The sequence below is a fragment of the Stenotrophomonas cyclobalanopsidis genome (assembly GCF_008710035.1).
In the GTDB taxonomy this organism is placed as follows: Bacteria; Pseudomonadota; Gammaproteobacteria; order Xanthomonadales; family Xanthomonadaceae; genus Stenotrophomonas; species Stenotrophomonas cyclobalanopsidis.
This window is the reverse complement of the sequence record NZ_VYKI01000024.1, coordinates 15,507-35,047: the sequence shown is the minus strand read 5'-3', so window position 1 is coordinate 35,047 and position 19,541 is coordinate 15,507. Positions and strand designations below refer to the sequence as shown.

Sequence of the window (19,541 nt, the reverse complement as noted above, 5' to 3'; positions counted from 1 at the left end):
CATCGCACGGTGATGGATTCGCCGGGCGTGGCCCGGCGCTACCGATGCGGGTAGGGGTAGCGCCGGGCCATGCCCGGCGATCAATCAGCGCCCCAGGTACCCGGTCAGCGCATGGCCGATCTGGAACAGGCTGATGGCCAGCACCAGCACGCCCACCGCCACCAGCACCCAGCGCTCCTTCAGCCGCTTCACCAGCAGCGCCGCCACCGGCGCGGCCATCATGCCGCCGATCAGCAGGCCGGCCACGATCTGCAGGTGATGCAGGCCCATCGACATCAGGAAGGTGGCCGACACCGTCAGGGTCACCACGAACTCGGACGCGTTCACCGTGCCGATGGTGGTGCGTGCCTGGCCGCCCCGGGCGAGCAGGGTGGAGGTGGCCACCGGACCCCAGCCACCGCCGCCGCTGGCATCAAGGAAGCCGGCCACGAAGCCCAGCACGGGCACCCGCTTGACCTCGCCCTTGGGCATCAGCTGCCCCGCAGCGCGGGCCAGGATGAGGATGGCCAGCACCAGCAGGTAGAGGTAGATCAGCGGGCGGATCACGTCGCCGGGCAGCTGGGTCAGCCCGTAGGCGCCCACCGCACCGCCCACCGCGCCGGGAATGGCGAGGCGGAAGAACAGGCGTTTATCGACATTGCCGGCGACCAGATGCGACACGCCCGAGGCGCCGGTGGTGAACACTTCGGCGGTGTGGATGGCCGCACTGGCCTGCGCCGGCGGGATGCCCATCGCCAGCATCACCGACGATGACACCAGGCCGAAGGCCATGCCCAGCGCGCCATCGACCAGCTGTGCGCCGAGGCCGATGAGGATGAACCACCAGAATTCGCTGCTCAGTTCCATGCACCGAGCCTAGCGGATGCTCGTGTGCGGGGCGTGCGATGGCAGGTCGCACGTCCGCGGAGCCGCCGGGCGTTGCCCGGCGGACACGCATCGATCAACGGGTGCCGTACAGCACCACGGTCTTGCCGCGGGCATGCAGCAGGCCATCGGTCTGCAGCTTCTTCAGCACGCGGCCGGCCATTTCACGCGAGCAGCCGACCAGGCGCGCCAGTTCCTGGCGCGAGACGCGCAGCTGGCTGCCCTGCGGGTGGCTCATCGATTCCGGCTCCTGGGCCAGATCGTGCAGGGTGCGCACGATGCGGTCGGTCACGTCCAGGAACGCCAGGCGGCTGGCCTTGCGGCTGGTATCGAGCAGGCGCTTGGAGATCTGCTGGCCCAGCGCGTACAGCAGGCGCGGCGCGTCGGCCGAGAGCGGGCCCAGGAACAGCTGGTGCAGGCGCTCGTAGCTGATCTCAGCCAGCTCACAGGCGGTGCGCGTGCGCAGGATCACCTCGCGGCGGTCCGACTCCACGAACAGGCCCATCTCACCGACGAACTCGCCTGCGCCGAAATAGCCCAGCACCAGCTCGCGATCGTCATCTTCCTCGGCCATGATCGAAACCGAGCCGCTGATGACGTAGTACAGGGTCCCCGCCGGGTCTCCTGGGCGGAAGACGTCAGTCCGGGTGGGGTACCGCCGCCTGTGGCTGTGAGCCAGAAAGCGGTCGATTGTGGCGATGTCCAAGGCCAATGGGCTGCTAGCTAGGCGCACGGTTGACACGATAGGGGCGCTCCCTCTGCGCATGAACGGATTCACAGGTTCGATGGCGGAGCTTAACCAGCGCACCTGTTAAGGGCAAATAGTGTGCCAGAGTCGTGACCTCTTCACGTTCCCCCCGGGGACACTTTGCCCCATAATTCCCCCTTTCCCTTCTTACACAGGAATCGACCGCCGTGGTCAAGCCGTTGCCTCGCCTGAGGCTGCAGGGTTTCAACAACCTCACCAAGGCGCTGAGCTTCAACATCTATGACGTGTGTTACGCGCGCACCGAAGAGGAGCGTCAGCGTTACATTGAATACATCGATGAAGAGTACAACGCCGACAGGCTGACTCAAATCTTGACCGATGTCGCCGAGATCATCGGCGCGAACATCCTGAACGTGGCCCGCCAGGACTACGATCCGCAGGGTGCCTCGGTGACGATCCTGATCTCCGAAGAGCCGGTGATCGACAAGAAGCAGGCCGGCAAGGAGCTGATCTCCGATGCCGTGGTCGCGCACATGGACAAGAGCCACATCACTGTCCACACCTACCCGGAGACCCATCCGCAGGAAGGTATCGCGACGTTCCGCGCTGACATCGACGTGGCCACCTGTGGCGTCATTTCGCCGCTGAAGGCCCTGAACTACCTGATCGAGAGCCTGGAATCGGACATCGTGATCATGGACTACCGCGTCCGTGGCTTCACTCGCGATGTGAAGGGCAAGAAGCACTACATCGATCACAAGATCAACTCGATCCAGAACTTCCTGGCCAAGAACATCAAGTCGCGTTACGAGATGTTCGACGTCAATGTCTACCAGGAAAACATCTTCCACACGAAGATGCACCTGAAGGACTTCGACCTGGACCAGTACCTGTTCGAGGAAAAGGCCAAGAACCTGTCGTTCAAGGAACGCATGAAGATCGAAGCGCTGCTCAAGCGCGAGATCGAAGAGCTGTTCCACGGCCGCAACCTGTCCGAATAAGACCCTTGCGCGATGCCCCCGGCATCGCCACCCAGGCGGGACGACCCGCCCCGTGGAACGCGGTTTTAGCGCAGTTTCCAGTTCCACGGTGATGTACCGACCCACGGCCCGGTGTGAAAACACCGGGCCGTTTTGTTTTTCTTCAACAAGGTGAGGAGCCCCCACTCATGCCCTGGATCTACCTGCTGCTGGCCGGCCTGTTCGAAATCGGCTTCGCGCTCGGAATGAAGTACTCCGAAGGCTTCAGCAAGCCGCTGCCCACCGTCGCCACCGTGGTCGCGGCGCTGATCAGCCTGTTCCTGATGAGCCAGGCGATGAAGTCCATTCCGGTCGGCACGGCCTACGCCATCTGGACCGGTATCGGCGCCATGGGCGTGGCGGTGCTGGGCATCTTCCTGTTCAACGACAGCGCCTCGCCGGCGCGCCTGGCCTGCGTGGGCCTGATCGTGGCCGGCGTGATCGGCCTGAAGCTGGTCTCGCCCAATTAAGCAGTCGAGCAAGCTCGACTCTACCGTCCGGTAGGGCCGGGCCGTGCCCGGCGGGCCCCGGCGCACTTCTTTGGTAGGCCCCACCGTTGGTGGGGGCGGCCGTTCAAATGCGGTAAGCGATGTGCTTCATCACCTTCGATGCCAGCGCCATCGCGCCGGGAATCGGGAACGGCAGGCGGCGCGCGCCGGCCTGCTCGGCGTGGTCGGCATGGCGGGCCTCGTCTTCCTTCATCACCCGGATGACCGCGCGGCTGCGCAGGTCGCCCGACGGCAGGTCGACCAGATGCTCGTCCAGATGGGCTTCCACCTGGCGTTCGGTTTCGACCACGAAGCCCAGGTTCCAGCCGTCGCCGCGCAGCCCGGCCAGGGTGCCGATGGTGTAGCTGCCGGCATACCAGAGCGGGTTGAACAGGCTCGGGCGGCTGTCCAGCTCGCCCAGGCGGGTGGCGCACCAGGCCAGGTGGTCGGTCTCTTCCTGGGCCGCTTCCAGCAGGTGCTCGCGGGTGGACGGGTCGCGCGCGACCGCGGCCTGGCCGAAGTACAGGCCCTGCGCGCAGACCTCGCCGACATGGTTGATCCGCATCAGGCCGGCCGCGTGGCGGCGCTGCGCCGTGTCCATGCCCGGCTCATCGGTATCGGCGGCCGGGTAGGGGCGCGATGCCGGCGGGTTGCCGAACACCGTGTCCAGGGCGCGCTGCGCCTCGGTCAGCAGGTGGTCCAGCGGGGTGGTCTGGCGGAGCACGGTCATGGCGGCATGGGCGGGGCGGGGGACCCCCGATTCTCGCCCGGCCCCGGCCCCCTGCCAACCCGGTACGGGGTCTGGCTTGCACCCGGCCGCCAGGGTGAGTACAATCCCGCCTCTTACGCTTCACCTTTTCACAACGCGTGGCAGAGTTCCGGCGAGCCTTTCGCCGCAATGAGCCCGACCTAACCTAGAGTTCTTCATGAGCACTTTCACTGCCAAGAACGAGACCGTCCAGCGCGACTGGTACCTCGTCGACGCCGAGGGCAAGACCCTGGGCCGTCTCGCCACCGAGCTGGCCCGCCGTCTGCGCGGCAAGCACAAGCCGGTCTACACCCCCCACGTTGATACGGGCGACTACCTGGTCGTCATCAATGCAGAAAAGATTGTCGTCACCGGCAAGAAGCTGCAGGACAAGATGTATCACCGTTTCACCGGTTACATCGGCAACCTGAAGACCGAGTCCCTGGCACAGGCGCTGGAGCGTCACCCGGAGCGCGTCATCGAGACTGCCGTCAAGGGCATGCTGCCGAAGGGCCCGCTGGGTCGCCAGATGTACCGCAAGCTCAAGGTCTACGCCGGCACTGAGCATCCGCACGCCGCACAGCAGCCGCAGGTTCTGGATATCTAATCATGGCTATCACTCAAAACTACGGCACTGGCCGCCGCAAGTCCTCCACCGCTCGCGTGTTCCTGCGCAAGGGTTCGGGCAACATCACCGTCAATGGCCGTCCGCTGGACGAGTTCTTCGGTCGTGAGACCGCGCGCATGATCGTGCGCCAGCCGCTCGAGCTGACCAAGAACACCGAAAGCTTCGACATCTTGGTCACCGCCGCTGGCGGCGGCACCACCGGCCAGGCCGGTGCGATCCGTCTGGGCATCGCTCGTGCTCTGGTCGAGTACGACGAGACCCTGAAGTCCGAGCTGCGCAAGGCTGGCTTCATGACCCGTGACGCCCGTGAAGTCGAGCGTAAGAAGGTCGGTCTGCACAAGGCCCGCCGCGCCACCCAGTTCTCCAAGCGCTGATCCATCGCGCCTGGTTGGGCTCCCTCGGGAGCCCGCTGGTTGGAAAAGCAAAAGCCCGGCTTCGGCCGGGCTTTTGTCGTTTGGGACCAGGCATTTCGTGGTTGCCGGCCAGCAGCCGGCACTTCCCGCAGTCTCTCATGTCGGAAGGGTGGGGTCAGATCAGAGCCTTTCCCTGCGGATAAGGATCCGACCCCAGGGTTCTCTCTGGAGAGGAGCCCCCTTGATGTTCAAGGGGCGCGCCGACAGGCGCGGGGCTAAGGTGGAATGCGCGACCAAATAAAAAAGCAAGAAGCCAGATCTTTCGATCTGGCTTCTTGCTTTTTTATTTGGCTGCCCCTGATGGATTCGAACCACCGATGCCTGAGTCAGAGTCAGGTGCCTTACCGCTTGGCTAAGGGGCAATGTAACGTCAAATTATTTTCTCACTTTTCACGCTGAAAAACAACTTGATTTTCAGTGTGGTGGCTATGGGTGGACTCGAACCACCGACCCCAGCATTATGAGTGCTGTGCTCTAACCGGCTGAGCTACATAGCCTTGGTGAGCCCGCTATTCTGCTCATGTGTATCGGACCTGTCAACACTTTTGTGCCGAGCTTGTGGGCCGACAGACGGCATGGGATAGTCCCGACCAGTAGATTTTCTTAGGAGTCCGCATCGTGATCGATCCGGACGGCTATCGACCGAACGTCGGCATCGTGCTGATGCGGCAGGACGGGCAGGTGTTCTGGGCACGACGCGTGCGCCGGGATGGCTGGCAGTTCCCGCAGGGTGGCATGAACACCGACGAGACCCCGGTCGAGGCCATGTATCGTGAATTGCAGGAAGAGACCGGCCTGCTGCCCGAGCACGTAGAAGTGCTCGGGGCGACACCGGGTTGGCTGCGCTACAAGCTGCCGGCCCGGGCCATCCGCCGTAACGAGCGGCAGGTCTGCATCGGCCAGAAGCAGGTCTGGTTCCTGCTGCGCCTCACCGGCGATGAATCGCATGTGCGGCTGGACCATACCGACTCGCCCGAGTTCGACAACTGGCGCTGGGTCGACTTCTGGTACCCGGTCGAGCACGTGGTGATGTTCAAGCGTGGGGTCTATGCGCGTGCCTTGCGCCACTTGGCGCCTCTGGCGCGCGGCGTAGCCGGGCAGGGCGTGACCGCCATGCCCAAGACCGCGGCCGAGGCCTGGATGCCGGGCAATACCGCAGGCCATGACCGCCCGCGCAAGCGCCCGCGCAGCAAGGGCTACTGGCCACGCAAGGTGCAGGGCGACGGGCCTTCCAGTTGAGTGGATGAACGGTAGCGAGAATGGTTCAGCTATCTGATTGACAACCATTCTCGTTTCCATTGGAATGGGCACCAGGTCGCTTCTGGCCTGTCAGCCCGGTTCCTGCCTGTGTACGTCTGCATCTGCAACGGAGTCACCGACCACCAGATCCGCGAGGCCGCCAGCCATGGCGTCACCACGGTGGGCGAGCTGACCATGCGTACCGGTTGCGGCGCCACCTGCGGTTCCTGCCTGGACATGGCCGGCGACCTGCTGGCCAAGGCACGGGCCACCCACGACCTGCCGCTGCCCGTTCTCGGCCTGCAGGCTGCCTGAGCCGCACCCCGCGGCGCCATGACGCCGCGACCCTGACGTTCCGCCGCTGGCCGCGCAGGCCAATGCGCACGATTCGCGTTCCTTCACGCGCGGCTTCAAAGCGATACAGTGCCTGCGTTTTCAGCGTGCAGGAGCATTCCCATGAAGGGCGACACCAAGGTCATCGAATTCCTCAACAAGGTCCTCTTCAACGAGCTGACCGCGATCAACCAGTACTTCCTGCACGCCAAGATGTTCAAGAACTGGGGCATCAAGGAACTGGCCGAGTACGAGTACAAGGAATCGATCCATGCGATGAAGCGCGCCGACGCGCTGTCCGATCGCATCCTGTTCCTCGAAGGCCTGCCGAACTTCCAGGCGCTGGGCAAGCTGCGCATCGGCGAGAACCCGCCGGAGATGCTGCAGTGTGACCTCTCGCTGGAGCAGGATGCGGTGGCGCTGCTGCGCAACGCCGTGGCGCATGCCGATTCGGTGGGCGACTACGTGAGCCGTTCGTTGTTCACCAGCATCCTCGATGCAGAGGAAGAGCACATTGATTGGCTGGAAACCCAGCTGGATCTGGTCGAGCGCATCGGCGAGCCGAAGTACCTGCTGAGCAAGCTGGAAGACTGATTCAACCGGGCTGCGCGATGCGCGTGGGCATGTAGAGTCGAGCAGGCTCGACTTCGGTGAGCGACTACGTGAGCCGTTCGTTGTTCACCAGCATTCTCGATGCCGAGGAAGAGCACATTGATTGGCTGGAAACCCAGCTGGACCTGGTCGAGCGCATCGGCGAGCCGAAGTACCTGCTGAGCAAGCTGGAAGACTGATCCAGCGGCGCTGCGGGTAGAGTCGAGCTTGCTCGACTGCATCTACCAACAGCAGTCGAGCATGGCTCGACTCTACAAGGAGGTCGTCGAGCATGGCTCGACGCTACCGTTCCTGGGCCAGGTAACCGGTCAACGCCACGCGTGCGCGGGCGAACTCGGCCACCAGGAGCGCCACCGCCACGGCGGGGCGCTGCAGGCTGCCCGCGCGGGCTTCGTGCTCGATGCGCCGGGCCACGGCCGACAGTGACAGTGCGCCGACATTGGCGCTGGACGATTTGAGGGTGTGCGACAGTGCCTGCATGCGCTCGATGTCGTTGGCCTGTGCTGCCTGCTGCAGAGCCTGCACGAGTGCTGGAGCATCCTCGAGGAACACGGCCACGATCTGCAGTGCCGCCGCTCCGATCACCGCCTGCAGTTCCTCGAGCACGCTGCGGTCGAGCACCGGCTGCGGCGGTGTGTCTGCTTCGGGCGCGGGAGGTAGAGTCGAGCTTGCTCGACTGTTTTGGGTGTGGCGGCAGTCGAGCAAGCTCGACTCTACGGTTTCGGGAGCATCGCAACGGTCGACAGCCGCAGGCGCTTCGCCCCAGCGCTGCAGCAGCGCATGCAGGGTTTCGCGGTTGATCGGTTTGGACAGGTAATCATCCATGCCGGCCTGCAGGCAGCGTTCGCGGTCGCCGGCCATGGCGTTGGCGGTCATGGCGATGATCGGCAGCCGCGCGCGGCCCTGAGCCGCTTCCTCGCTGCGCCACTGGCGGGTGGCGGCATAGCCATCCAGTACCGGCATCTGGCAATCCATCAGCACCACGTCGATGCCGCCCTGGCGCAGCGCCAGCAGGGCCTGCTCGCCGTCGGCGGCCTTGCGCACGTCGCACTGGAAGACCCGCAGCAGCTGTTCGGCCACCATGCGGTTGACCGCGTTGTCCTCCACCAGCAGCACGCGCAGAACCAGCGGCGGCAGCGTGGCCGGTGCCTGGCTGCGTTCGGTGGTGGCCAGCAGGGCTGCCGGTCGCACGCTGGCGGTGGGCGCGGCCAGCACGGCATGCAGGTGCGCGTCGTTGAAACTGGCCGGCAGCTGCTGCTGGCGGGCCTGTGCGGGGGCGGGCTCGTCCTGCAGCCAGAGCACCTGCAGCGTGTCTTCCGCGCCGCGCTCGGCCAGCGTACGCAGCAGCGTCGCTTCGCCGCCACGGCGCTGGCGGGCGTCCACCAGCAGCCACGCCGGGCTCGGCTGGCCCGGGCGTGGGGCAGCGCGCAGGCGCTCCAGCAGCACATCGCGCTCGGCCAGCACCTGCACCGGCAGCCCGTGGTGGGCAGCGATGCGCTCCACGCGCGCCTGCAGCGCCATATCGGCACTGTGCAGCAGCAGCGGCGAAGGCGCGCGTGCCAGTGCCGGCAGGTCGCCGGGGATCTTCAGCAGCGGAATCTCGAACCAGAACGTGGCGCCCTGGCCGGGCCTGGACTGCACGCCGATCTGGCCCTGCATCAGGTCGATGATGCGCTTGCAGATGGCCAGGCCCAGGCCGGTGCCGCCGTACAGGCGGGTGGTCGATGCATCGGCCTGGCTGAAGGACTGGAACAGCCGTGACTGCAGGGTGGCGTCGATGCCGATGCCGGTGTCGACCACTTCAAACCGCAGCTGGTGCTGGGCCGGGCCTTCGCCCAGGCGCTGCACGCGCAGCTGCACCTGGCCGCGCGCGGTGAACTTGATCGCATTGGCCAGCAGGTTGGTCAGCACCTGGCGCAGGCGCACCGGGTCGCCACGCACCGGCAGGCGCACCGCCGGGTCCAGCTGCAGGCCGAGCACCAGGCCCTTCGATTCGGCGGCACGCTGCAACAGCTGCACCACGCCGTCCAGCAGTTCGCGCAGGTTGAAGCTGGTGCTTTCCAGTTCCAGGGCCTGCGCTTCCAGGCGCGAGTAATCGAGGATGTCATCGACGATGCGCAGCAACTGCTGCGAGCTGACCGATGCGGTGGCCAGCATCTGCCGCTGGTCCTCGCCCAGTGGCCCGCGTGCGATCAGCTCCAGCATCGGCAGGATGCCGTTGAGCGGCGTGCGGATCTCGTGGCTCATGGTGGCCAGGAACTCGCCCTTGGCCAGCGCGGCCGCCTCGGCGGCCTGCTTGGCCTGCAGCAGCTGCTGTTCCAGCTGGCCCTGGCGTTCGGTGGTACGGCGCAGCTGATCGCGCTCGCTGGTCAGCACCGTGCGTTCGCGCTGCAGGGCCGCCAGCGCCTGGCCGCGTTGGCGCAGGCGCAGGCCAAGTGCCAGCGCCACGCTGGCGGCCAGCACCAGAGCTGCCAGCAGCGCGACCGTCAGCGGCACTCAGAGCACCGCGTTGTGGAAGTCGAAGTTCAGGTCGCTGCCTGCCGACTGCACCATGTTGCCCTGGATGTAGTCCACGCCGCCGACCCACATCGCCGCCGCTGCCTGCGGATCCTCGATCTGCTGGCCGATGATCTGCAGGCCTGCGGCGTGTGCGCGATCGATCGCCCGACGCAGTTCCTCGCGGGTGCCCGGATTGGAGTGGCTGCTGGAGAAGCGCGCGGCCATGCGCACGAACGACAGCGGCAGCTGGGTGAGCAGGGCATCGGCTTCGCTGCCCGGCTCGAACTGGCTCAGGCAGAAGCGAACGCCGGCACTGGCCATGCGCTGGCAGAACTGCTGCAGCGGCACGGTGTGGATGAGCGCATCGGGCAGGCGCACGTCGATCACCAGTGCGGTGCCGGGCAGGTCGCGCTGCTGCAGCGATTCCAGCAGCCAGTCGGCGAACGCATCGCGCTGCAGCGTACGCAGCGACTGCGAGACGAACAGGTTCAGCGGCTGGGTCGCGTGGCGGTACAGGTCGAGCAGGCCCATCGCATGTTCCAGCACCTGCTGGTCCAGATCGGCGATGCGGCCCGCGGCTTCGGCGGCCGGAATGACCTGGCCGGCGGTGAGCACGGTGCCATCGGCCTGGCGCAGGCGCAGCAGCAGCTGGTACTGCGCGGTATCGCCGCCTGCCACGGCCACGATCGGCTGGTAGGCCAGTTCCAGCTGGCCTTCCAGCAGGGCCAGGTGTTCCTGCTCGGTCACCGCCTGGCGATGCACGTGGCCGGCCACGCCGGCGGTCAGCAGGCGCGCCTGCAGGGTGGTGCGTTCAATGGCTTCCAGCGCGCTGTTGGCATCGTCGAAGCCCGGCGACAGCGGCGCATAGCCGACCACGCCGCGCAGGTGCACCGATTCATCGTCGCGGATGACGAAGGCACGCGCGGACAGCTGCTCGCGCAGTGCGGCGGCGATGCCCTCCAGGCTTTCCTCGTCGGCGCCGCGGGCCAGCAGCAGGAAGCTGTTGTCGTTCAGGCGTGCCAGCAGGTGCGGGTGGCCGGCTTCGGCCAGGCGTTGGCCGGCCTGCACCATCAGCCGCTCGAAGGCGGCATAGCCATAGCGCTCGCGCAGGCCCAGCGCGCTGGAGATCTCCACGAAGAACGCGCCGCCACGGTTGCCATCCTGCAGCGCTGCATTCAGCTGCTGCAGCACGTGGTGGCGGGTCGGCAGGCCGGTTTCCGGGTTGCTGGTGGCCGGTGCGCCGTTGGCGCCGGGCAGGGTGGCGGCCTGCGCGCGGGCGCGACGGATGCGGTTGGCCACGGCCGCGATCAGGTGGCGCGGGCGGATCGGCTTGCTCAGGTAATCATCGGCGCCGCTGTCGAGCACTTCGAACTGGCGCTCCGGGTCCGGGTCGCCGCTGAGGAAGACGATCGGCAGCAGCTGCATGCCAGGCTGCTGGCGGATCATCGCGGTCAGGCGCATGCCATCGAGGCCCGGCAGGTGCAGGTCCATCAGGATCAGGTCGGGGCGCAGCTCGCGGATCGCCTGCTGCACGCCATCGGCATCGGACAGCACCTCGGCCTGCATGCCGGCACCGTGTAGCACGCTCTGCGCGAACAGGGCCTGGGCACGGTCGTCTTCGACGATCAACACGCGGTACGGCGAATCGGAGGCGCCGGGTGCTTCGTTGCCGTTGCCTGCGTCGATCAGCGCGGAGGGCAGCGGCGGCGGCGTGCCCAGGCTGCCACCCGCATCGGCCGGTGCGGAGGAGACCGCGACAAGCGTGGGCGCAGCGGCGTGCGAGGTGTTTGCCCAGCGCTGCCAATGATCGGCCGGTGGGGTTTCAGCGCGTCCGGGGCGTGCGCCTGCGGAGGATTCATTTGCGGACATCACAGCTCCTGGTGTTCGCCGCCATTATGCGTCAAGCCCGCCATTTAACCGGTGCGCGGCTGGCCTGATGCGGCCGTACCGCCAGCGCGTGCAAGCCATCGCACGCCCTTCCACAACGTGCGCCAGACCAGCCACACCAGAACGGCGCCGGCCAGGCTGCAGGCCAGCACCACCACCAGGGCGATCCAGGGATGGGCCAGCGCCAGCGCCAGGCCGCCGACCACCACGGTATCCTCGGCGACCGAGGCCACCCAGTTGCTGGCTGGTTCCGGCGAGGTGTTGAGCAGGGCACGGGTGCCGGCTTTCAGGCCGTGGCTGGCCAGGGCGACGCCGGCGCCGGCCAGCAGGGTGCCGGTGCCCAGCTGGCCATCGGGCGAGAGCGTGGCGGCGGCCAGGAAGGCGCCGGCCGGTACCCGTGCCAGGGTATGGATGAGATCCCAGATGGAATCGACGCCGGGGATCTTGTCGGCGAAGAATTCGGCAATGGCCAGCGCGGCCGACGTGCCCAGCACCCACCACGATTCGGTGGCCTGCAGGGCCGGAGGCAGGTCGACCCAGCCGAGCAGGCCGGCCAGGCCGACGCCGAACACGGTGAGGTAGACGCGGATGCCGGCCAGCCAGGCCAGCAGGATGCCGATCACGAACAGGTGGGCTTCGGTCATGGCGGGGGCTCCGGCGACGGAACTGTGCGGGGTGCCACACTATCGACGATGACGTGGCTGAACACCACCGGCCGCTGGCGGCCGGCACCGGGGAAAGCCCCCGTTCCTGTCATACACTAGCCCGTCGTTTGCTACAGGGGCCGTGCTGGTGTCGCCATTGCGAGTCCACGGAGACTACCCATGAACAACCGCCCACCCATGCGCGTACAGGTCCGACTGCCCGGTGCGAAGCCGCCGCCGCTCGACCGTCGCCGCCTGCTGATCATCGGTGGCATCTGGCTGCTCAGCCTGGTGCTGGCGGTGCTGGGCGGCTGCTGGCTGGGCGCGCCGCGTGATGCCCAGGGGCAGCGCGTGCAGGCCGCCGAGAAGCGCGCCGAAACGCTGCAGGCGCAGCTGACCGAACTGGGCCAGAAGCAGGCCACGCTGGAAGCCTCCGACCGCATCAGCCGCGCCGCCAACACCGAGGTGCAGTCTTCGCTGGCTGAACGCGATGAGGAGATCGCCGGCCTGCGCGCCGACGTGGCCTTCTATGAGCGCCTGGTCGGCTCGACCAGCCAGCGCAAGGGCCTGAACACCCATTCCATCGAGTTCACGCCCGAATCGGCCGGCACCTGGCAGTACGCCGTTGTGCTGACCCAGAACCTCAACCGCGGGGCCATCAGCCAGGGGCAGATGCGCTTCACCGTGGAAGGCGTGAAGAACGGCAAGCTGGCCACGATCAGCTGGGATGAGCTGCACCAGCGCAGCAAGGTGCCGGGACAGGATTACTCGTTCCGGTACTTCCAGCAGCTCACCGGCAGTGTGATGCTGCCGACGGACTTCACCCCGCAACGGGTGAGGGTGACACTGGGGAGTGGTGCAGGGGGCACCACGCAGGTATTCGACTGGAAACAGGCCGGCGCACCGGCCAGCAAAGGGGAGTAGGCAGATGTTCGGAAACAGCAAATCCAGCCGTGATGGCCAGTTGGTGGTGGATGCCCTGATCGGCAACCAGGTGGTGATCCGCGGTGATGTTGAATTCAGTGGTGGCCTGTATGTGGAAGGCCGCATCCATGGCAAGGTGATCGCCCAGGAAGGCGCCAGCGGCGCGACACTGACGGTGGCCGAGCATGGCGTCATCGAGGGCGAGATCCGCGCCCAGGTGGTGGTCATCAGCGGCCGCATGGACGGTGACGTGCACGCCACCGAAAAGGTGGAACTGACCCCGAGCGCGCGGGTGAACGGCAACGTCCACTACCAGGTGGTGGAAATGAACGCGGGTGCCCAGCTGAATGGCCGCCTGATCCATGCCAGCGGCCCGGTTGCGGCCCTGCCGGCGCCGGAAGGCGAGGGCGAAGCGGCCGCAGGCAAGGGCGGCACCGCCGCGCGCCGCAAGCTGGCCGAGGCGATGGCTTGAAAGCCATCCCCGGCGCCCCCATGCTGAGGCCATGAGCACGCTAGTTTCCCTGCCCGGCGCCACGCCGGCCGCCGCTCCCGACTACCAGTCGCTGGAGCGGCCGCTGAACTTCACCGAATCGGCCGCGGCCAAGGTGAAGGAACTGATCCAGGACGAGGGCAACCCCGACCTGGCCCTGCGCGTGTACATCGAGGGCGGTGGCTGTTCCGGGTTCCAGTACGGCTTCGAGTTCGACGAGAACCGCGCCGAGGACGACCTGGCGGTGCAGACCAGCGGGGTCACCCTGCTGGTCGACCCGCTCAGCCTGCAGTACCTGATGGGCGCCGAGGTGGATTACGCCGAGAGCCTGACCGGTGCGCAGTTCGTGATCCGCAACCCGAACGCGAAGACCACCTGCGGCTGCGGCAGCAGTTTCAGCATGTAATGCCGGGCGCGGGGCCGATGCCCTGCGCCACCGTTGCGCGCAACGCCGACTGATTGCGCACATGCCCGACCTTGCTACCTGCGGCAATTGGCGGCAGGCTTGTCGGATGCTCAATACTCCTTCGCCGCTTTCCGGTTTCGCCTTCGTGGCGGAGCCGCTCGAGCGCGCCGATGCCCTGCGCGATGATGCCGATGCCCTGGCACGCCTGTGGCCGGATGCGCGCATTCTTGTCCTGGACCAGGACGGCACCGCCTTCACTGGCGAGGACGACCAGCCGGTCGCGCTGACCGGCGCCGACATCGGCGGCGGCCCCGGTTCGGCCATCTTCCTCGGCCTGCGCGCGGGCCAGGCCTGGTTCTCCGTCGAAGCGACCAACGTCACCCAGAGCGCACCACGCCGGCTCGACCTGCGCCAGGCCGCGCTGCTGTGGAGCGTGGCCGACGCCACCGCCTTCAGCTATGCCCGCGGCATGTCCTACTGGCATTCGCGCACGCGCTTCTGCGGCGTGTGCGGTGGTGCGGTGGCGTTCGCCCGCGGCGGCTTCGTCGGCCGCTGCGCGCAGTGCGCCACCGAGCATTACCCGCGCGTCGACCCGGCGGTGATCGTGGCCGTGGAAAACCAGGGCCGCCTGCTGCTGGGCCGGCAGTCCAACTGGGCGCCGCGCCGCTATTCGGTGCTGGCCGGCTTCGTCGAACCCGGCGAGACCTTCGAGCAGACCGTCGCCCGCGAGGTGCATGAGGAGAGCAAGGTGCGGGTGACGTCCTGCCAGTACCTCGGCTCGCAGCCGTGGCCGTTCCCCGGCGCGTTGATGGTGGGGTTCCGCGCGCAGGCGCAGGACGACGTGCCGACTGTCGATGGCGAGCTGGAAGATGCACGCTGGTTCACCGCCGAAGAAGTGGGGGCGGCGCTGGCGCGTGACGTCGAGGACGATGGGGGGGGCATCCGCCTGTCGCCGCCGATCTCGATCTCGCGCGGTCTGATCGAACACTGGTACCGGCAGCAGCAGAGCTGATCCCCGCGGCTGCGCCGGTGTGCGCGGGCGGCAGCATTGCCACCACCTGAACACGCGTCGGGTTACAGTCCGGTTCACCGCTGAACGCGCCGCTGCGACAGGTAAGGTAGCGGCGCGGAACGCTTGTTCGTAGGGAGACCTGCCAATGTTCACCACCCTGGTCGCCGTGTTGGTGGCGCTGGCTCTGGGCCACGTTGCCCCGGCCACTGCCGCCTCGCTGCGCCGTTTCGACGGCTTCCGGCGCTGGCTGGGCTGGTTGGACGGGCATGGCGGACGGGCATGGCAGGGAGCGGCCGGGGTGGCGCTGGCGATCGTGCCGCCGCTGCTGCTGATGGCCCTGCTGGCCTGGCTGCTGCGCGGGGTGCTGTTCGGCCTGCCCGGCCTGCTGCTGGGCGTGGCGGTGCTGGCCTGGTGCTGGGGCCCGCGCGACCTGGACCGCGATATCGAGGCGATCATCGACGCCGACGACGCGGCGAGCCGGCAGGCGGCGGTGCGGCACCTGCAGGCCGCCGGTGGCAGCCTGCGCGAGGACGTGCCCTCGCTGGTCGAGGCGACCGTACTCAACGCACTGCGGCGCTGGTTCGCGGTGCTGTTCTGGTTCCTGCTGCTGGGCCCGGTCGGTGCCCTGGGCTATCGCCTGCTGGCGCTGATGGCCGAGAGCCCGATGCGCGCGCGGGTACCGGTGGAGCCGCTGGCGCTGGCGCAGCGGCTGCTGGCCTGGATCGAATGGCCGGTGGCGCAGCTGATGGCGTTCTCGATGGCGCTGGTCGGCAACTTCGACACGGCGTGGAAGGCCTGGCGGCAGGCCCATGGCGAGCGTCTGGCCGGTGGCATCGGCTTCCTCGGCGCAGTGGCGCGGGCCAGCGTGAATGCCGAACTGCGCGAAGAAGCACATGATTACACCGACGCGGGCCTGCTGCCGGTGTGGCAGCGCCTGCCTGACCTGCGCGATGCGATGAGCCTGGTGTGGCGGATGCTGCTGCTGTGGTTGGCGGTGCTGGCGCTGCTGGTGATTGCCGGCTGGGTGACGTAGATCCACGCCATGCGTGGATGGGCGGTAACCAGGTCCCGGCGACGCCGGGGTGTGCCAACCAAGGTTTGGCACCTACCAGAGCGGGGCAGTAGATCCACGCCATGCGTGGATGCTTTTCGCGCGAATGGGGTCGCGAATGGTCAGAGCCCTTTGCTGCGCAAAGGGATCCGACCCCGGGCCTTCCGGCCGGTCGGGCCGGCCAAGCGCAGCGCCAGTCGACTGACAGTCGACGCTACCTATACCGGTGCCAGCGCGGTGAACGGTGCCCACGGCAGGTTGCGCAGCAGCGCATATCCGGGCAGCACCCACAACCAGAACTTCGGATTGGCCAGCAGTCGCATCAACGGATCCAGCACCTTCGGGCGCACGCCGGCGATGTGCAGCAGCATCAGAAACAACAGGGGCAGTGCGATGACCAGCAGCGGGTTCATCGCCATTGCGCCGGGCAGGTCGAAGTGGACCAGGGAGTACAGGCAACGCGTGCTGCCGCAGCCGGGGCAATAGAAGCCGGTCAGCGCGTACAGCGGGCAGCTCGGCAACGGGTTGCCGGCGACGTACGGATTGACGTGGCGCAGGACCACCGCAGCGCCGGCAGCCAGCCCGGACGCGGCCATCAGCGGCGCCCAGCGGGCCAGGCGTGATTGAACGGGAGGTGCGGACATGCAGGGCCGGGATCCGGCTTTCGGCCGGATCCCGTGCAATCCATCAGTAGCCGCTGTTGCTCATGGCGCCGATGCCGCCCATGACAACGAAGAACAGCACATACAGAACGACCATGATCAGCCAGGCAATGGCCGACCAGATCGCCCACTTCTTGGCCTTGTCCGCCGATTCCTGGGCACCGGCGACGTCACCGGCGGCCAGTTTGCCGTTGACCTGTGCGGCGTAGACGATCGACACGATGCCGACCGGCAGGCAGCAGAGCAGTGTGGACAGGATGGCCCAGACCAGATTGTTCGGGATGTACGGGGTGGTGGTGTTCATGGTGCGGATTCCTCGTTGGGTGGTGGTGGTGGTGAATCAATGTTCGGAAAGAGCGCCCAGTACGGCGAGACCGCCAAACAGCCCGAGCCACAACAGAAACAGGACCGGCAGGGCGACAGCAGAAGCCACCGCCCACCCGCCCGCCTTGCGCGATGCAGCGTAGGCCCCGGGAAGATCATCGGCGGCGCGCAGGCCGTCGACCTGGGAGGCATACACGATCGACACCACGCCCAGCGGCAGGCAGCAGAACAGCGTCGTCAGAATCGCCCAGACCAGGTGGTTGGGGATGTGGACCGGACGGCCGAGCGATGGTGGTTGATTCAAAGCAAGACTCCATTCCTTGGCGGCCGGCCTGCAGGCTGCAGACCGGACCTCCCCCCTTTGGCTGCGTAATCTACCGCAACCGACGCTGCATGTATGCGTTTACATGCCCACCACGTATGGGCTGACGACCTGCGCCAGCCTATCCGGCTGCCATGCCTTTCAGCGCTGGCGCGCTCACGCGTGGTCGCCGCGCAGGGCGCGGACCTGCGTTTCCAGCGTCGGCGCATCGGTGCTGTGGCCGTCCACGGGCGCGGCGGCCACCACCTGCACCGTCGCGCGGAAACGCCGCGGCACGCGCATGCGGCCCAGGCGCGTGTCACGCCGGCTCCACATGCTCGACCACATGCCGCGCAGCGCCATCGGCACCACCGGCACCGGACGCCGCTCCAGGATCTTCTCCACGCCGGATTTGAACGGCGCCATCGTGCCGTCCTTGGTCAGCGCACCTTCGGGGAAGATGCAGACCAGTTCGCCTTCGGCCAGCGCCGCATCGATCTCGTCGAACGCGCGCTGCATCAGCGCCGGATCTTCGCGTGCACCGGCAATGGGAATGGCCTTGGCGGTGCGGAAGATCCAGCTCAGTACCGGAATGTTGAAGATCCTGTAATACATGACGAAGCGCACCGGGCGCGGGATCGTCGCCGACAGGATCAGCGCGTCCATGTAGCTGACGTGGTTGCAGACCAGCAGCGCGGCGCCCTCGTCGGGCACGTTGGCTTCGATGCCGTGCGGGCGCAGGCGGTACAGCGTGCGCACCATCACCCAGCTGAGGAAGCGCATCAGGAATTCGGGGACGATGGTGAAGATGTAGATCGCCACGATGGCATTGGCGATGGCCAGGGCCAGGAACTGCTGCGGGATGGACCAGTGCAGCAGCTGGTGCGCGGCCAGCGACAACAGTGCTGCAGCGACGATGAAGCCGGAGTTCTGGATGTTCAGCGCAGCGAATACGCGCGACATCTGCGCCTTTGGCGTTCGGCTCTGGATAAGCGCGAACAGCGGCACCACGAACACGCCGGTGAACAGGCCGATGCCGATCAGGTCGATGACGATGCGCACGCTGCCAGGCTGCTGCAGGAAGGCCAGCACGCCCAGGTCCTGCACGGTTGCCTCGCCGGTGCGGGCGAAGTACAGGTCCAGCAGAAAGGCGGTCATGCCGAACGCACCCAGCGGCACCAAGCCGATTTCCACCGTGCGCGCCGACAGCTTCTCGCACAGCAGCGAGCCGACGCCGGTGCCGACCGAGAACAGCGCCAGCGCGAACAGGTACAGCTTGGGCTCGCCGCCGAGGTTGACCAGCGCGTAATTGGGCAGCTGCGAGGTCAGCACCGTGCCGACGAACCAGAACCAGGATACGCCGAGGATGGCGTTGCGCACCGCCTTCTGCTGCCGCGCCATGCGCAGCACCACCAGCGACTCGGGCAGCGGGTTCCAGTTGATCTTCAGGTCCGGATCGCCGGCATCGACGCGCGGGATCATCCGCGCGGCGAGGTTGCCGCAGATCGCCAGCGCGATGACCGCCGTTGCCGCCACGATCGGGCCGTGGCTGCCCGCCAGCAGGAAAACCGAGCCGCCGATGATCATGCCGGACAGGATCGAGATCGAGGTGCCCATCTCGACCAGGCCGTTGCCGCCGGTCAGTTCCTCCGGCTTAAGCACCGAGGGCAGCACCGAATACTTGACCGGCCCGAACAGGGTCGACTGCATGCCGGTGCAGAACAGCGCCACCAGCAGGAAGGGCAGGTTCTCGGTGATGAAGCCGATGGCCGCCAGCGACATGATCACGATCTCCATGGTGGTGGTGATCACGATCAGCCGCGATTTTTCCAGTTTGTCGGCGATCTGCCCGGCGAGGGCGGAGAACAGGAAGTAGGGCAGGATGAAGATGGCCGGTGCCAGCGTGGTGTACAGCGAGCGCTGCTCGTCCGATACGCCCAGGTAAAACAACAGGCCGATGATGGCTTGCCGGTACACATTGTCGTTGAAGGCGCCCAGCGCCTGCACGATGAAGAACGGCAGGAAGCGGCGCTGGCGCAGCAGGGCAAACTGGTTGTGACCGGACATGGAACCTCCTTGACCGGCGCAGCCTAGCATCCCTGCCTGCGCGGCGGGTGCGGGGTGGCTATGCGAAGCCTTGGCGCTCTGCCCGAGCGATCCCGCGATGCTGCCACGATGCCCGCGCCGCACGTTGCCGCGATGCGGCCGGTCGTAGAGTCGAGGGGGGGGGGGGGGGGGGGGGGGGTACAAGGGGGCACCCCGCCGGGACAAGGGCACGCCCCCCCCCC

The 19,541-nt window shown here is 67.0% G+C and carries 22 protein-coding genes, 2 tRNA genes and 1 pseudogene; 13 read left to right on the top strand and 12 right to left on the bottom strand.

Features of this window, described 5'->3' with window-relative positions; all coding sequences use genetic code 11:
• Nucleotides 1-84 precede the first annotated feature (84 nt).
• Together FJU31_RS15420 and crp are read right to left on the bottom strand one after the other, a co-directional pair.
• The gene (locus FJU31_RS15420; RefSeq protein ID WP_150455522.1) at nt 85-846 is read right to left on the bottom strand and encodes a sulfite exporter TauE/SafE family protein; all 762 of its coding nucleotides are present in this window, start codon (nt 844-846) and stop codon (nt 85-87) included.
• 94 nt (nt 847-940) lie between these two features.
• Nucleotides 941-1,630: a cAMP-activated global transcriptional regulator CRP gene (crp, locus tag FJU31_RS15415; protein ID WP_079225401.1), complete on the bottom strand. Its 690-nt coding sequence runs from the start codon at nt 1,628-1,630 to the stop codon at nt 941-943.
• 149 nt (nt 1,631-1,779) lie between these two features.
• Between crp and speD the strand changes: the two genes are divergently transcribed.
• The gene (speD, locus tag FJU31_RS15410) at nt 1,780-2,574 is read left to right on the top strand and encodes an adenosylmethionine decarboxylase (protein WP_006473908.1); all 795 of its coding nucleotides are present in this window, start codon (nt 1,780-1,782) and stop codon (nt 2,572-2,574) included.
• A gap of 167 nt (nt 2,575-2,741) precedes the next feature.
• The gene (sugE, locus tag FJU31_RS15405) at nt 2,742-3,062 is read left to right on the top strand and encodes a quaternary ammonium compound efflux SMR transporter SugE (protein WP_108770243.1); all 321 of its coding nucleotides are present in this window, start codon (nt 2,742-2,744) and stop codon (nt 3,060-3,062) included.
• Between the two features lie 103 nt (nt 3,063-3,165).
• Here the strand turns inward: sugE and coq7 are convergent, their stop codons facing one another.
• Complete coding sequence (coq7, locus tag FJU31_RS15400; protein ID WP_150455521.1) at nt 3,166-3,810, bottom strand: 2-polyprenyl-3-methyl-6-methoxy-1,4-benzoquinone monooxygenase; 645 nt, start codon at nt 3,808-3,810, stop codon at nt 3,166-3,168.
• Nucleotides 3,811-4,006: 196 nt separating this feature from the next.
• On the opposite strand from coq7, the gene rplM reads away from it, so the two are divergent.
• Both rplM and rpsI read left to right on the top strand, forming a co-directional pair.
• Nucleotides 4,007-4,435, top strand: coding sequence for a 50S ribosomal protein L13 (gene rplM, locus FJU31_RS15395; RefSeq protein WP_150455520.1), 429 nt, complete (start codon nt 4,007-4,009; stop codon nt 4,433-4,435).
• A gap of 2 nt (nt 4,436-4,437) precedes the next feature.
• Entirely contained in the window at nt 4,438-4,830 is a 393-nt protein-coding gene (gene rpsI / locus FJU31_RS15390) for a 30S ribosomal protein S9 (RefSeq protein ID WP_005411311.1), read from the top strand.
• A gap of 327 nt (nt 4,831-5,157) precedes the next feature.
• On the opposite strand, the gene FJU31_RS15385 is transcribed toward rpsI, so the two are convergent.
• Together FJU31_RS15385 and FJU31_RS15380 are read right to left on the bottom strand one after the other, a co-directional pair.
• A tRNA-Gln gene (locus FJU31_RS15385) sits at nt 5,158-5,231 on the bottom strand.
• A 58-nt stretch (nt 5,232-5,289) separates the two neighbouring features.
• Nucleotides 5,290-5,366, bottom strand: a tRNA-Met gene (locus tag FJU31_RS15380).
• A 121-nt stretch (nt 5,367-5,487) separates the two neighbouring features.
• Here FJU31_RS15380 and FJU31_RS15375 point away from each other — a divergent pair.
• From FJU31_RS15375 to FJU31_RS15360, 4 genes and pseudogenes are all read left to right on the top strand, one after another.
• Nucleotides 5,488-6,108, top strand: a complete 621-nt coding sequence (locus FJU31_RS15375; RefSeq protein WP_116862771.1) for an RNA pyrophosphohydrolase — start codon at nt 5,488-5,490, stop codon at nt 6,106-6,108.
• A 108-nt stretch (nt 6,109-6,216) separates the two neighbouring features.
• The gene (locus FJU31_RS15370) at nt 6,217-6,423 is read left to right on the top strand and encodes a (2Fe-2S)-binding protein (protein ID WP_150455519.1); all 207 of its coding nucleotides are present in this window, start codon (nt 6,217-6,219) and stop codon (nt 6,421-6,423) included.
• A gap of 141 nt (nt 6,424-6,564) precedes the next feature.
• On the top strand, nt 6,565-7,035 hold the full coding sequence (gene bfr / locus FJU31_RS15365; RefSeq protein WP_150455518.1) for a bacterioferritin: 471 nt from the start codon (nt 6,565-6,567) through the stop codon (nt 7,033-7,035).
• Between the two features lie 41 nt (nt 7,036-7,076).
• Nucleotides 7,077-7,232 (top strand): annotated as a pseudogene (locus FJU31_RS15360) (ferritin-like domain-containing protein); the annotation flags it as partial.
• A 103-nt stretch (nt 7,233-7,335) separates the two neighbouring features.
• Here the strand turns inward: FJU31_RS15360 and FJU31_RS15355 are convergent.
• From FJU31_RS15355 to FJU31_RS15345, 3 genes are read right to left on the bottom strand one after another with little or no spacing between them, the layout of a single operon-like run.
• Entirely contained in the window at nt 7,336-9,549 is a 2,214-nt protein-coding gene (locus FJU31_RS15355; RefSeq protein WP_150455517.1) for a hybrid sensor histidine kinase/response regulator, read from the bottom strand.
• Nucleotides 9,550-11,421 (bottom strand): EAL domain-containing protein, encoded by a 1,872-nt coding sequence (locus FJU31_RS15350; RefSeq protein WP_150455516.1) that lies wholly within the window; start codon nt 11,419-11,421, stop codon nt 9,550-9,552.
• Between the two features lie 44 nt (nt 11,422-11,465).
• Nucleotides 11,466-12,083: a DUF4126 domain-containing protein gene (locus FJU31_RS15345; RefSeq protein ID WP_150455515.1), complete on the bottom strand. Its 618-nt coding sequence runs from the start codon at nt 12,081-12,083 to the stop codon at nt 11,466-11,468.
• A gap of 180 nt (nt 12,084-12,263) precedes the next feature.
• Between FJU31_RS15345 and FJU31_RS15340 the strand changes: the two genes are divergently transcribed.
• The 5 genes from FJU31_RS15340 (at nt 12,264) to ampE (ending at nt 15,948) form a co-directional block, all read left to right on the top strand.
• A complete protein-coding gene (locus FJU31_RS15340; protein WP_150455514.1) occupies nt 12,264-13,007 on the top strand; it encodes a DUF6776 family protein in 744 nt (247 codons plus the stop codon).
• Nucleotides 13,008-13,011: 4 nt separating this feature from the next.
• Nucleotides 13,012-13,479, top strand: a complete 468-nt coding sequence (locus FJU31_RS15335; RefSeq protein WP_150455513.1) for a bactofilin family protein — start codon at nt 13,012-13,014, stop codon at nt 13,477-13,479.
• Between the two features lie 31 nt (nt 13,480-13,510).
• A complete protein-coding gene (gene erpA / locus FJU31_RS15330; protein ID WP_150455512.1) occupies nt 13,511-13,903 on the top strand; it encodes an iron-sulfur cluster insertion protein ErpA in 393 nt (130 codons plus the stop codon).
• Between the two features lie 106 nt (nt 13,904-14,009).
• Entirely contained in the window at nt 14,010-14,915 is a 906-nt protein-coding gene (gene nudC / locus FJU31_RS15325; RefSeq protein ID WP_150455511.1) for an NAD(+) diphosphatase, read from the top strand.
• Between the two features lie 145 nt (nt 14,916-15,060).
• Nucleotides 15,061-15,948: a regulatory signaling modulator protein AmpE gene (gene ampE / locus FJU31_RS15320; RefSeq protein ID WP_150455510.1), complete on the top strand. Its 888-nt coding sequence runs from the start codon at nt 15,061-15,063 to the stop codon at nt 15,946-15,948.
• Between the two features lie 236 nt (nt 15,949-16,184).
• Here ampE and FJU31_RS15315 read toward each other — a convergent pair whose 3' ends face one another.
• The 4 genes from FJU31_RS15315 to FJU31_RS15300 form a co-directional block, all read right to left on the bottom strand.
• Nucleotides 16,185-16,610: a DUF2752 domain-containing protein gene (locus FJU31_RS15315; protein ID WP_150455509.1), complete on the bottom strand. Its 426-nt coding sequence runs from the start codon at nt 16,608-16,610 to the stop codon at nt 16,185-16,187.
• A 43-nt stretch (nt 16,611-16,653) separates the two neighbouring features.
• Entirely contained in the window at nt 16,654-16,932 is a 279-nt protein-coding gene (locus tag FJU31_RS15310) for a CD225/dispanin family protein (protein ID WP_116862761.1), read from the bottom strand.
• A gap of 36 nt (nt 16,933-16,968) precedes the next feature.
• The gene (locus FJU31_RS15305; protein WP_150455508.1) at nt 16,969-17,256 is read right to left on the bottom strand and encodes a CD225/dispanin family protein; all 288 of its coding nucleotides are present in this window, start codon (nt 17,254-17,256) and stop codon (nt 16,969-16,971) included.
• Between the two features lie 174 nt (nt 17,257-17,430).
• The gene (locus FJU31_RS15300; protein WP_150455507.1) at nt 17,431-19,320 is read right to left on the bottom strand and encodes an MFS transporter; all 1,890 of its coding nucleotides are present in this window, start codon (nt 19,318-19,320) and stop codon (nt 17,431-17,433) included.
• Nucleotides 19,321-19,541 lie beyond the last annotated feature (221 nt).